The sequence below is a fragment of the Agrobacterium larrymoorei genome, assembly GCF_037722385.1.
GTDB lineage: Bacteria > Pseudomonadota > Alphaproteobacteria > Rhizobiales > Rhizobiaceae > Agrobacterium > Agrobacterium larrymoorei_C.
Map to the genome: position 1 here is coordinate 99,658 of NZ_JBBKAQ010000009.1, position 11,803 is coordinate 111,460.

The window sequence follows — 11,803 nt, forward strand, 5'->3', positions numbered from 1 at the left end:
CGAACAAAGGAACTGAAATGTCGATCACGGTACAGAAAACGATTCCCGCGCAACGCATGCACCAGTTCGATCAGATGGTCGATCGCTGGCTGGCGGAAGGCCCGATCAAGCTGGCGACGAATGCGACAATCACCGCCATGGACAATGCCGGCATCCCGAAGGAAGAACAGGCCGCGATCATCGAGGACCGCGATATCATCATGCGCTACAACATGCGCCTCGGCGTCATCAGCGAACTCTTCGCCCCTGCCATCGAAAAAGCAGTGGCTTCGACCCGCTCCGGTAGCGAAGCGCAAGACGAGATCGCGCGTTTGATCGTCACCGCCATCGGCATCCGCCAGAGCGATGACAGCGAACTGGTGACCTTCACCTTCTCCACCCAGGCCGAAGCCGATCTGTTCGAACAGTCCGTCTGAGAGCTTTGCTGAACGCGCGTGGCTCATAAGCCTGACGATTGCGGGGTTGAACGCGTCACCGCTCAAATAGCGTCGTCTACGACGATTATGTCGCAGTACAAAACTCGACCGACGGCGATATGCTGCGGGCGAAACTGTCGCAGCAGTCTTGTACGGCGGCCGCGGACAGGCATCGGATCACGCGTCGGGGTTATGATGGCTCAGTTGGCAAGGGTTTTGATCGTCGGTGGCGGCGCCAGTGGCCTGGCATGCGCGCTAAGCTGCGCTCGCTTGGGCGCACAGGTCAGAATCATTGAGAAGAGAGCTTCAAGAACATCGGTGCAGAAGGCAACCGGTGTTGCCCAAGGGGTTTGGCACCAGCTGGCGGATTTCGGGATAACCGAAAGGGTGATCTCCGACGCCATACCCATGCGGCGCTTCGTGTTTCACGACGATGACCGCTTGGTAGCGAATATTCATGTTCCGGCCGTCAATGGCGAACCGCCCGCGCATCTGTTCCCGCAGGCGAAGCTCGAGCAAGCCATGGAAGATGCACTGGCGTCATACGGCGTAAAGGTGGAGTACGGGCGAGTATTCCTGAGCGTGGTGAACAACAGCCACGGCATCGAAGCGACTGTCAGTAACGGACATGAGACCGAGGTCATCGAGGCGGATTGGCTCGTCGCCGCTGACGGAGGCAAAAGCGATGTCAGATCATTCCTCAAGGTGCCGTTCGTTGGACGTGACTACCCCGAACAGTGGTCCGTAGCGGAGATAGAAACGCGCGCGTGGCCCCAGGAAACACAAGCCCAACTCTTTCTGCAAGCAGACGGAGTGGGTCTCTTTCTTTCACAACCCAGTCGTGGCGTCGTTCAGGGCATTCTCAATGCGAAGGGTGCAGCCTCAAAGCTGACGCATATGTTTAAGGATGCGAAATTGCTTTACGAAAGGGAATTTCGTGTTTCCCTTCGGCGCGTGCCTTCGCCCCGAATTGGTCGAGTCTGGCTGATTGGCGATGCAGCACATGTACAATCTCCAGTCGGAGGCCAAGGCGTCAATTTGGCAATCTGGGACGGCATCACGCTTGGACGCGCCTTGGCGCAAAACCGAACCGATGAGGAAAAGACGTTGCGCGATCGCGCACGATCGGTCCTTCGGTTCACGCACTTCGACTACCTCATGCTGTCGACGACGTGGCGCAGTGTCCGCTATCTGAGAAATAGCTACTGGAAATTTGCAGCCCGGTTTCCCCGCAGTGCGGGTTGGTTCTTCAGACTCATCTCCGGACGGTGGTGACGCGCAAGCGGTCCGCGTCGTGCTTTACATGGACAGGGACGTATCACGATTTGCGCCCACGACCGAACGACTGCCGCGAGTCTTTGGCGGAGTCAGCAAAGCCCGGCGGCTTGTTTTTCACCCAGGCAACGAAGGTCTGCACCGCAGGATCTTCCAGAATGGCCTCGATCGTCGAGAATTTCTTGGCAAGTTGAGCGTCGGTGAAGATCGAATGAATCTGGTCATGGCAGATCCGGTGCAGGCAGACGGTCTTCTTTCCGCCTTTGCTCTTGGGAATGAGATGATGCTGGACCTGCTGGTCATCCGGGATGACGCGCTCGCACAATGGGCAGATCACCGGCTCTGGCGTCGGCGCGTACCATGATTCCAGCTCGTCCCTGTTCTTTCGGGCCATGGCTTGATCTTTCCTGTTTTGCGCGCAGATCCTGGTTCCTTGAGGAGCTACGCGTACGACCGTGTTCCTAGCGCGAAACGGTCAAAACTGCGCGGCTTGTTTCCACGCCACCTCACTCGGAAGACGTTTTCTTCACTCCTTTAACGTATCTGCAACAAGAGCATTGGCGTGCCCATGGCCCAAGCCGTGCTCCTGCTTTAGCCAGGCAACCAGTTCCATGTGCTTCTTGCCGCTCTGACTGCGGATGAGGTCTTTCCATTCCGCGATCGGCCGGCCGTACTTGGCTTCGATGGACGGAAAATAGGATGCTGGACCTTTTACAGGCTCTTTGGCCATCTCGCCTCTCACATCTCGATACGTTCAAACAGCGAGAGTAGCACAGCGTTGCGCCCCGGCAATCTTTGCCGATCATGATTTAGAATATGCGCACACACAAATGTGATCGACAGAACAGGGGCAACCGGCCACGTGCCGGGTTTGCAACCCATTGGCGAAGCCGATCTCGTGGTTTAAATGGCCGATGGGGAATGGATTGGGGCGCCATGGACTCTTTGCAGAGAGGCTTGATCAAAAACCTTTTGGAAGGCGGGGGATTCTATTCCTGGTCCCTGTCGACGAACCTGCTGACAGCCGATGGGGCTTTCGCCCAGATCTACGAGATCGATCAGGACGAACTGGCGAAGGGCATTCCGGTCGAAGCCATCCTCGAGAGAATTGTCGAGGAAGACCGGCCGCGTCTGGCCGAGCGTATCCATGATGTCATTCTTGGCGGCACGCCGCTCGTCTCCCCCTACCGGATCTATTGCGCCGGCGGAAAGGTGAAGTCGCTTCTGAGCATGGGATCCTGCGCCAAGGATGCCGACGGCGTGCCCTCGGTCTACTCGGGGGTCGTGCTTGTCGAAAGGCAGGTTGACGCGAGTTTGGAGGCCGTGGGCCTGGAAACGCATATCGGTGCTGCAATCGAACTGGCGAAGGCGAAGAAATTCGAACTGACGGAACGCTACCTCTCGTCCGCCCTCAGATCGCTCTCGGTTGGCTCCGCATAAGCCGTTCGACGAGCTCGTTGACAATCGATCAACGCTTGCTTCAGTTCAAGAGCTCGACGAGAGAAGACAACACCTCCCGCTCGGAGTAAGGCTTGCCGACGAACCCCAGCGGCTTGGACGCCTGCGCAAGTGCGCGAGTTCGTTCATCCAGGTTGGCGCTGACGAAGAGGGATGGCACGTCGAAACGGTTGCGCAGCACCGCGGCCGTCTCCACACCATTCGTTCCGCGCGCAAGATTGACATCCATGATGGCTACGTCGATGGCTCCATCGACTTGTTCGGCAAGCGCAATTGCCTGCAGCATGTCGGAGGCCTGCCCGACGACGGTATGGCCGGCGTCGACGAGCATGTCCTCCAGATCCAACGCCAGAAGCATCTCATCCTCGACGATCATTACGCGCAGCGGCATCAGCGCGCCTCCGCCGGGAATGTAACTGCCCAGAAGCCTTGGTCCACGGGGTGCACGATCGTGCCATCGAGCTGGCTCGCCATGCTGGCGATCAGCCGTTGCGAAAGGTCGATGGATGAAGAGGCGACCTCATCGCCGCGCACGCTCAAAACGCACTCGCTCGGCGAACTGCGCTTCAACGCCACTTGAACCCGGCCGCCACCGGAGCGGTGGTTCGGCAGATCATGGATCAACTCACTGACGATCACCGAGACAGGGATCGCGCGTTCGGTCGCAAGAGCAATGTCGTCGACATCGAGATCGATCTCCGCTCCACCGGCGACGGTGATGTCGCGACACAGCTTGTCGAGATGTTCTGCCATGTCGACAGCGAGCGAGTTCTGATCCCGGTAAAGACCCTCATGCACCGATATGATCGCCCGCACGCGAGAGATCGCCCGATCGAAAGCCTCGGCGACGGCAGGATCGTCCAGCCGGCGTGCCTGAAGCCGCAAGGTGCTGACGACCAGTTGCAGGCTGTTCTTGACGCGGTGGTTTACCTCGGCCAGCAGAAGATCCTTCTGGGCTACAAGTTCACTCTTCTCATCGAGCGCTGACGACAGTGCTGCCTCGCGTTCGCGGTCTGCCGTCACGTCCATCAAAACGCCGATCATCCGCACCTTGCCGGTGGATGTTCTAAGCACCTCCCCGCGCGAAGCAACGTGCCGCACTTTCCCGGAATGGAGAATGCGATAATCGAAGTTCATCACGGTATGGTCGGGTGAGGCAATGACCGAGGCGACCGTCTCGCGAACCCGCACGAGATCGTCTGGATGCATTCTGGCAAAGAAGGGTGCTGCAACCGACCCGCCGTCTCCCGGCTCGAAGCCGAACATCACGTCGACTGCCCCACTGCGACGCCAGAGGTCCGTCTCAGGCTCATATTCCCACGACGCAAGATCGGCCGCGTGAAGGGCAACACGCAAACGCGCATCAGCCTCGCGCGCTTTCAGCACGCTTTCGGTCACATCCATTGGGTTCTGGATGATGAAGGCCGGCTTGCCATCGGCACCGGCGACGGGCGTATGGATAGGCGTCCAGAATTTCTGCACGAACCCACCACCGGGCTGCGGGATGTCGTACTGGATGACCGCCATCTCATGCGGCTTCCCGGTTGCCAGCACGTGGCGAAGAGACACTTCCAAAGGTCCTTGCTCGACAGTTCCAGCGGCCTCGGGATTTTCCGGAAAAGCCTCGAGAATGGAGCGACCGACAATATCGTCCAACGTGCGGTCCGTCAGTTCCAGATAAGCATTGCTGGCACCCACAATGACCAGATCGGCATCAAGGATGAGATAGGGCTGCGGCATCCCTTGCACGATTGCGACGAGATCTGTGGTGGTCAAACTGTGCAAGAGGAATAGTTCTCCGGAATGGCGGGACTGAGTTCATGACGATAATCTAAAGTCTTCCAGTCCTGGGACAACAAAAACCAGCGCAGATAACAAGCGGCGCGCGAAAAGGTTTCATCAGGATGCATGATTTGTCTGGTCGATTTGCTCGTGTCTTAAGCTGCAAGATGTCGCCTACCAGAACAAGGTCTAGGATTCTCCTTCTCTCGCCCCTAAATGAGCGCCCAGGTAAAAGACCCGCCACCTGAGGTGCACTTGCAGAAGATCAAATCCTCCTTCGTCGCGAAGACCTTTCTCGTCTGTTTCGTCAGCGTTCACGTGCCACTGATTGCGCTTGTCGCCTATCTGGCGATGGGCTTCGAGCCTGGCACCTTGCCAGTCCTTCTTCTCATTCTGGGCGCAACTTTGGTTGGCGCGGGCGTGTGCCTTTTTGCGATCTGGCGGCTGATACGGCCCCTGAACCTCCTGGCAGACGCGATGAAGCGGTATCCGGAAGATAAGGGGATTTTGAAGCTCTATCCAAAGTCGCCTGACGAGATCGGCACGGTCACCGATATTGCGCGCGCAACGCTCTTGCAGGTCGAGACTTTGACCAAGCAATTGAAGCATCAGGCGATGACGGATTTTCTCACGGGCCTCGGAAACCGCCGTGCGCTGATGGAGCAGATGCCGATCATTCGCGCCAAGGCCGCACGCCCGGAAGAAGCGGTGTCGCTCATCCTCTTCGATCTCGATCACTTCAAGCGCATCAACGACGAATACGGCCACGATGCCGGCGACAGCGTTTTGATGGCCATCGGCGAAGCGGTGAAGGATCACCTGCGCCCTTATGACTACGCCGCGAGAATGGGCGGCGAAGAGTTCTGCATCGTCCTGCCAGGCGCCGACCTCGCAGCCGCAGAATCGGTGGCCGAACGCCTGCGCCGCGCCGTCGAAAGTCGCGTTGTCGAGCCGCTGCCAAAAGGCCGCATCACCTGCAGCTTCGGCGTCGCGCAGGCGCGTCCGAATGAGAGACTGCAAGAGCTGCTCTTACGCGCCGACGCGGCACTGTACGTGGCTAAGGACCAAGGCAGAAACGTCGTGGTTCGGGCGCAGCCTTAAGCGGGACCATCACGCTGGTGCGTATTACCGACTATCGCGAGCCGGGAACCGATAGCGTCGCAACCGCTTGTACTGTCCCTGCCTCCTGACGAACGGATGCTCGCGTCTCCCCTTCCCTTGACTTTACATTCAAGCCATCGCCGACAGCCCTTGTCTCCATCTCCGCTGCATCGATACGCGAGGCGATTCCGAGGCATTTGGCGTGGGCTTCTTTTGCTGTCCAGCGGGTGACGAGCGTGTCGGGAGAGGCCCCCTGGAGGGCCAGCCATTCGCTGCGCGTAAAGCTGTCCTCCGGCGGCGGTTCGGCATCGATAGGTTCGATGTCCACGCCGATGGGAAAACGGCTGAGGCCGATCAGGCAATGGGGGAAGCGGCCTGCAAGGCTGATGTGCCAGCCGGGTGGATTGAGGACCCGCGGTGCGCCGTGCTCGGTTCTACCGATACTGATCTCATCCGGATGCAACCCTGTGAGCCGTGCCAGAAGGACCTTTGCGAGACGGCGGCGGAACGCCCGCATGCCGGCCTCCGGCTTGGCTGCCAGATCCTGTCTATCGGCGGCAGAGAGTGCTGCTCCGCCCGCCAATGTCTCTGTCTCGGAGCTGTCGAGGCGCAGGTGCCACACGACCGGCGTCTCGCCGGTGGCTGTTGTCAGATCGTCCGTGCCGGAAAGCCAGACGATCTCGCTCATGCGTTGCGCACGGGTTGCGCTGGAGAGCCTTCCCATGACGTGCCTGTCGGCAGCGTTTCGCCCTTCATGACGACCGACAGGTCGCCGAGTTGGGCATCGTCGCCGATTTCCGCATCGTAGAGCACGATGGCGTAGGAGCCGATCACGGCGCGGTCGCCCACGGTCACGCTGCTGACCTTCATCACCCGGTCTTCGAAGAGATGGGTCTGCAGGCCGGAGAACTCGTTCAGCGCCACCTCGTCGCCAATGCGCACCAGATCGTGCTCGGTGACGTCGGTCGTGTCGATGAAGCAGTCGCGACCGATCTTGCAGCCGAGCAGACGCAGATAGGCCGAGATCCACGGCGTGCCGCGCAAGGGCTGCAAAAGGTTTGGTACTGCGAGGTTCTCATATGTGGCCGTCACCAGTTCGGTGCGCCAGACGAAGGTGCTCCACAGCGGCTTGGTCGTCGGCTTGTAGCGCCCCATCACCAGCCATTTCAGCGCCACGACCGAGAGACCAGAGGCCAACGCGAAGCCGATATAGAGGAAGGGGAAGACGGCCGCGATCAGCGCCTGGCTGTCATCGTAATCCTGAATATCCCCGACGATGGAAAAGAGGATACTGAAGAAGGCGAGGAACAGGGTCAGTGGCAGGATCACGCGGATCGCCTCGATCGACAGACGCATGGCGACGAGGCGCGGCCGTGGGTTGAAGCGCGCACCCTCATCGAACAGGCCGACGGCCTGGCGCACGGGCAGCGAAATCGGTGGCGAGCCGAACCATGTGCCATCCGGCTTCTCGGCCCCGCCATCCGATGGCGGCTTGGAGAGAACGCCGATCAGCGTACCATCGGCAATCTTGGCACCGGTCGGCAGCACGGCGGAGTTGCCGATGAAGGAGCGGCGGCCGATGCGAGTATGCGCAAGCTCGATGATGCCCGGCTCATGGCGCGCCGCACCAAAGATCACGCCATCGGCAATGAAGCTCTCCGGCCCAATATCGACGAGATCCGGCACGATCTTTGCAGCAGTCGAAATCTCGGCACGTTTGCCGATCCGCACACCCAGTGCGCGATACCAGGGCAGCACATAAAGGGTGGCGTAGATCGGGTGAAGAAGTGCCAGCGCCAGATCCGTCACCTGCTGGACGAACCAGAAGCGCAGGTAGAACCAGCTATGGATCGAGTAGCGTCCCGGCCGCACGGGCCCGAGGATCATGCGCTTGGCAAAGACGGTCAGAACGCACATCAAAACGATATAGGTGAGCGCCAGGAAGGGCGAAATCAGCAGGTAGGAATAGCCATCCGTGTTCCAGTCGATTTCGATCATCGCGATCAGACCGGGCGCAATCGGCAGGATGGCCACCACCGGAAGAAGGGCAGCGGCGATGAACAGCCCCACACCGACCAGGAAGCGGCGTAGGAAGCCAGCCTCGTCATCGCGCCGGGCAACGCGACCCGTGGCGGCGCATTTGGCCGGAGAACCGTTCCAGCTTTCACCAGCCGGGATCGACTGGTTCATCGGTAGCGAAGACAGGTCTTCGAGCGCTGCGGCATCGCCCACCACGCAGTTGCGCCCGATCACCGCCATGGTGCCGATCGACGCACTACGGCCGATCTTGACCGAGCCGAGGCGCAACAGACCGCGCTCCACGGAGCTGGTGGCAAGCATCGCATAATCGCTGACGATAGCATCATCGCCGATACTGACGAGGTCCGCGGTGTCGATGGCAACGGTGCCGATAAAGGCACGGCGACCAATCCTGGCACCCAGCAGCCGGTAATAGGCGCGGATCATCGGGGTGCCGCTGAGATAGGGTGTGGCGATGATATCGGAGAGGCGGCGCACAAACCACCAGCGCAGATAATAGCTTCCCCATAGCGGATAATCGCCCGCCTTGTAGCGGCCAATCACCATCCATTTGACGAGGATGGCAAAGACCATGCCGAGTGGTGGAATGAGAATGAAGCTCAAGCCGCTCAGAAGCAGCGCCGAAACGCGGCCGAAATCTTCGACCAGATAGGTATAGGCGAGATAGGGGAAGAACCATTGCAGGCCCGCCACCGCATAGATCGGCACCAGCGCGATGGTCTGCAGCGTCCAGCAAAGACGCTTCTGGAAGTTGCTGACCCGGTGGAAGGGCTCCAGGGCGGCGCTCTCGGCCATCACCCGCTCGCCAAGGCGTGCGGCAAGGCGGCGGATCGTCGGCGCGGCGTAGAGATCCTGAATGGAAACGCCGGAGAGGCCGGGCGCCTTGCGCATGGCCGACGCCAGACGTGCGGCCTTCAGCGAATGGCCGCCCAGATCCTCGAAGAGGTCATCCTCGACCGAGACCTTCTGCGGCGCGAAAGCCTCAGACCAGATGGCATGCAGCTGGATTTCCAGCGGCGTTTCGGGCGCGACAGTGGCGCGATCCGAGGATGCCACCACCGAGGGACGCTGAAGCGCCTTGCGGTCTACCTTGCCAGAGGCAGGCAGCGTCGGCAGCGCCTCTAGCACCTGATAGGCGGCAGGGCGCATGTAGTTCGGCAGGCGATCGCTGACCCGCTTGCGGGCAGCGTCGATATCAATCACGCCACTGCCGCGCGCCACGAGGAAGGCGGCGAGAAGCTCGGACCCGTCATCGTCCCGAAAGAGATGCACCACGGCCTGCGCCACGGCAGAATCCTCGGCAATCACCGCTTCGATTTCGGCAAGCTCGACGCGGAAACCGCGGATCTTCACCTGCGTATCGATGCGCCCCATGAATTCGATATCGCCGACAGCATCGAGCCGCACGAGGTCGCCGGAGCGGTAGATTCGGGCGGGAAGCCCGTCCGGGCCGTTAAAGGGCGTCATGACGAATTTGTCTGCGGTGAGATCGGGACGGTTCACATAGCCGGAACTGACCCCCGGCCCGCCGATCACAAGCTCGCCTTCGGCACCGGCGTTGACCGGCCAGAGCTTGTCGTCTACGATCCAGGCGGTATAGCCCGGCAGCGGCCGGCCGATGGTAACGCGCCGGCCCGGCTGCACCTCCGTCCAGGTGGCCGTCACCGTCGTTTCGGTGGGGCCATAGGTGTTGAGAATGCGAAGACCGGCGCGCGCCCAGCGGTTGACGAGATCGGGCGGGCAGGCTTCGCCGCCCAGATTAACGATGCGAAGCGTCGGAAGCTCGGTTTCCACCAGCGTGAAGAGCGATGGCACCACATGCCAGACGGTGACGCCCTCCTCTGCCAGCGTGATCGCCACATCCGGCCCCGCCTTGTGCAGCGCTTCGTTGGCAACCAGCAGTTCGGCACCGGCGGAAAAGGCGCTCCACATGGTTTCGATCGACATGTCGAAGGCAACGCTGAAGCCGCCGAACACCTTGTCGGTATCCTCGACCGCCAGGATCGCGCCTTCGGCCCGCAGGAAATGGCAGGCGCTGCGATGCGAGATCATCACGCCCTTGGGGCGACCGGTCGTTCCGGAGGTGTAGATGATATAGGCGAGATCGTCGGGAGACGCGCCGATTTCTTCCCGAGTGATCGGCAGCGCATCCTGTGCAGCAAGATCCCCCAGATTTTCATTCACCACCAGCGTCTTGATACGCATGGCGCCGGCCCGTTCGGCATCGGTGACGATCAGCGTGGCACCGCTATCCTCGGCAATGAAATCAATGCGGTCCTGCGGGTACGTCCAGTCCACCGGCACATAGCAGGCGCCGGCCCAGAGCGTCCCGAGGATCGCCATATATTGATCGAGCCCGCGCGGCAGGCAGATGACGACACGGTCGCCACGTCTGACACCCATGGTCTGCAGCGTGCGGGCAAAGCGAATGGCGCGCTCAGCCAGTTGCTCGTAGGTGAGCTCCGTGCGGCGGCTATATTCGGGATCGTTTCCAAGAAGCCTTAAAGCGCGTTTGGTGGGATACCGCCTGGCTGTCTGCTCAAAGATTTCCTGCAACATCTCGTCGCGGGCATAAGGTTCATCCTCTCGGACGGGAAGCGACGGGGCAATCGGCGCAAAGACGGTCAATTCCATCGGCCTTTCGGCCACATTCCGGTCCATGAAGTCACCAAAAATATGTAAAACGGCATCCAAATGCCGCCGCTATACATCATTTGGAATTGCGCCGAAAGAAGGTGCAAGAAAAGGCCGAATGCAGAATTTTTGGGCAGTCGTGCCGACCTTTACGACAGCCGCTCAACCCCGCCGCTGCTGGCGCGCTCTGAGCCAGAACACCAGGAAGAAGGCCAGCACCGCCGCAACATCGAAGGCCGCCGCCAGCCATACCGAATAGGTATTGGCAAGCCACAATGTGACCGTGGGCACGAGGTAGAAAAGAACCCCGAAGCCGAGGATGATGGCGATGGCGGCAATCGCAGCCGATTTCGTATCCTTGCCGCTCATGCTGCGGCCCCGCCGGAAAGACCTTCGCGGATATCTTCAAGCTTGCGCTTCTGCGTTCCGTCTTCGTTGAAATTGTCGGGCGAAAGCCACGACTCGAAGGCTTCGCGGATCACCGGCCACTCGCTGTCGATAATCGAAAACCATGCCGTATCGCGGTTCTTGCCCTTGGAGATCATGTGCTGGCGGAAGACGCCTTCGAAGGTGAAGCCATAGCGCTTGGCCGTCACCTTGGACGGCTCGTTTTCATTGTGGCACTTCCATTCGTAGCGTCGGTATCCGAGATCGTCGAAGACATGCCGGGCCATCAGATAATGGGCTTCGGTGGCAAGCGGCGAGCGCTTCATCTTCGGCCCATGCGCCACGGAGCCCACCTCCACCACGCCATTCTTGGGATCTGGCCGCATATAGGTCGCCATGCCGACCACCTGTTGTGTGGCATTCTCGATGAAGACCAGCGTCACCCATTGGAAGCTTGCCGCCATGCCCTCAATCCAGTCGCTGAAAGCAGCCGCATCGGGGAAGGGTTCGTTCGGGAAGTACTTGATCAGCTCATTGGTGCCGAGCCCGCCAAGTGCATCCCAAAGCGCCTGCTGGTGCGTCGCCCGATCGAAGGGAACGGCGGTCACGAACCGGCCTTCAAGCGTCACCGGCTGCGGTGCTGGACATCCTTTGAACTGGCTGAGATCGCGCATGTTTCCTCCTGAGCGGTTCTACCCAGAGGAATAGGT

At 60.3% G+C, this 11,803-nt stretch carries 12 protein-coding genes; 4 read left to right on the plus strand and 8 right to left on the minus strand.

The window, feature by feature from the left end:
- Positions 1–17 precede the first annotated feature (17 nt).
- Positions 18–416 carry a hypothetical protein gene (locus WKI41_RS12545; RefSeq protein WP_340193840.1) on the plus strand — a complete coding sequence of 133 codons (399 nt, stop codon included), beginning with the start codon at positions 18–20 and terminating at the stop codon, positions 414–416.
- 87 nt (positions 417–503) lie between these two features.
- Positions 504–1,691, plus strand: a complete 1,188-nt coding sequence (locus WKI41_RS12550) for an FAD-dependent oxidoreductase (protein WP_340193886.1) — start codon at positions 504–506, stop codon at positions 1,689–1,691.
- Between the two features lie 43 nt (positions 1,692–1,734).
- Here WKI41_RS12550 and WKI41_RS12555 read toward each other — a convergent pair whose 3' ends face one another.
- Positions 1,735–2,085: an HNH endonuclease gene (locus WKI41_RS12555; protein WP_340193841.1), complete on the minus strand. Its 351-nt coding sequence runs from the start codon at positions 2,083–2,085 to the stop codon at positions 1,735–1,737.
- A gap of 132 nt (positions 2,086–2,217) precedes the next feature.
- Positions 2,218–2,421 carry a DUF4287 domain-containing protein gene (locus tag WKI41_RS12560; protein WP_340193842.1) on the minus strand — a complete coding sequence of 68 codons (204 nt, stop codon included), beginning with the start codon at positions 2,419–2,421 and terminating at the stop codon, positions 2,218–2,220.
- A 206-nt stretch (positions 2,422–2,627) separates the two neighbouring features.
- Here WKI41_RS12560 and WKI41_RS12565 point away from each other — a divergent pair, with 206 nt between their 5' ends.
- Complete coding sequence (locus WKI41_RS12565) at positions 2,628–3,131, plus strand: PAS domain-containing protein (RefSeq protein ID WP_340193843.1); 504 nt, start codon at positions 2,628–2,630, stop codon at positions 3,129–3,131.
- A gap of 40 nt (positions 3,132–3,171) precedes the next feature.
- Here the strand turns inward: WKI41_RS12565 and WKI41_RS12570 are convergent, their stop codons facing one another.
- Positions 3,172–3,540, minus strand: coding sequence for a response regulator (locus WKI41_RS12570; RefSeq protein WP_340193844.1), 369 nt, complete (start codon positions 3,538–3,540; stop codon positions 3,172–3,174).
- Complete coding sequence (locus tag WKI41_RS12575; protein ID WP_340193845.1) at positions 3,540–4,934, minus strand: sensor histidine kinase; 1,395 nt, start codon at positions 4,932–4,934, stop codon at positions 3,540–3,542. Before WKI41_RS12575 ends, WKI41_RS12570 begins: the two co-directional genes overlap by 1 nt.
- A gap of 252 nt (positions 4,935–5,186) precedes the next feature.
- Here WKI41_RS12575 and WKI41_RS12580 point away from each other — a divergent pair, with 252 nt between their 5' ends.
- Positions 5,187–6,032, plus strand: a complete 846-nt coding sequence (locus tag WKI41_RS12580; RefSeq protein WP_340193846.1) for a diguanylate cyclase — start codon at positions 5,187–5,189, stop codon at positions 6,030–6,032.
- 31 nt (positions 6,033–6,063) lie between these two features.
- Here WKI41_RS12580 and WKI41_RS12585 read toward each other — a convergent pair whose 3' ends face one another.
- The 4 genes from WKI41_RS12585 to WKI41_RS12600 all read right to left on the minus strand — a co-directional run bounded on the left by WKI41_RS12585 (position 6,064) and on the right by WKI41_RS12600 (position 11,767).
- A complete protein-coding gene (locus WKI41_RS12585; protein WP_340193847.1) occupies positions 6,064–6,720 on the minus strand; it encodes a 4'-phosphopantetheinyl transferase family protein in 657 nt (218 codons plus the stop codon).
- On the minus strand, positions 6,717–10,733 hold the full coding sequence (locus WKI41_RS12590) for a Pls/PosA family non-ribosomal peptide synthetase (protein ID WP_340193848.1): 4,017 nt from the start codon (positions 10,731–10,733) through the stop codon (positions 6,717–6,719). The genes WKI41_RS12585 and WKI41_RS12590 overlap by 4 nt, the downstream gene beginning before the upstream one ends.
- Before the next feature lie 135 nt (positions 10,734–10,868).
- Entirely contained in the window at positions 10,869–11,075 is a 207-nt protein-coding gene (locus WKI41_RS12595; protein ID WP_340193849.1) for a hypothetical protein, read from the minus strand.
- A complete protein-coding gene (locus WKI41_RS12600) occupies positions 11,072–11,767 on the minus strand; it encodes a GNAT family N-acetyltransferase (RefSeq protein ID WP_340193850.1) in 696 nt (231 codons plus the stop codon). Before WKI41_RS12600 ends, WKI41_RS12595 begins: the two co-directional genes overlap by 4 nt.
- Positions 11,768–11,803: the final 36 nt, after the last annotated feature.

Bases quoted from the DNA above. Each gene is read 5' to 3' on its own strand.
- WKI41_RS12560 (WP_340193842.1), bottom strand. From the start codon at position 2,421: ATGGCCAAAGAGCCTGTAAAAGGTCCAGCATCCTATTTTCCGTCCATC.
- WKI41_RS12600 (WP_340193850.1), bottom strand. From the start codon at position 11,767: ATGCGCGATCTCAGCCAGTTCAAAGGATGTCCAGCACCGCAGCCGGTG.
- WKI41_RS12590 (WP_340193848.1), bottom strand. From the start codon at position 10,733: ATGGACCGGAATGTGGCCGAAAGGCCGATGGAATTGACCGTCTTTGCG.
- WKI41_RS12565 (WP_340193843.1), top strand. From the start codon at position 2,628: ATGGACTCTTTGCAGAGAGGCTTGATCAAAAACCTTTTGGAAGGCGGG.
- WKI41_RS12595 (WP_340193849.1), bottom strand. From the start codon at position 11,075: ATGAGCGGCAAGGATACGAAATCGGCTGCGATTGCCGCCATCGCCATC.
- WKI41_RS12585 (WP_340193847.1), bottom strand. From the start codon at position 6,720: ATGAGCGAGATCGTCTGGCTTTCCGGCACGGACGATCTGACAACAGCC.
- WKI41_RS12545 (WP_340193840.1), top strand. From the start codon at position 18: ATGTCGATCACGGTACAGAAAACGATTCCCGCGCAACGCATGCACCAG.
- WKI41_RS12550 (WP_340193886.1), top strand. From the start codon at position 504: ATGTCGCAGTACAAAACTCGACCGACGGCGATATGCTGCGGGCGAAAC.
- WKI41_RS12570 (WP_340193844.1), bottom strand. From the start codon at position 3,540: ATGCCGCTGCGCGTAATGATCGTCGAGGATGAGATGCTTCTGGCGTTG.
- WKI41_RS12555 (WP_340193841.1), bottom strand. From the start codon at position 2,085: ATGGCCCGAAAGAACAGGGACGAGCTGGAATCATGGTACGCGCCGACG.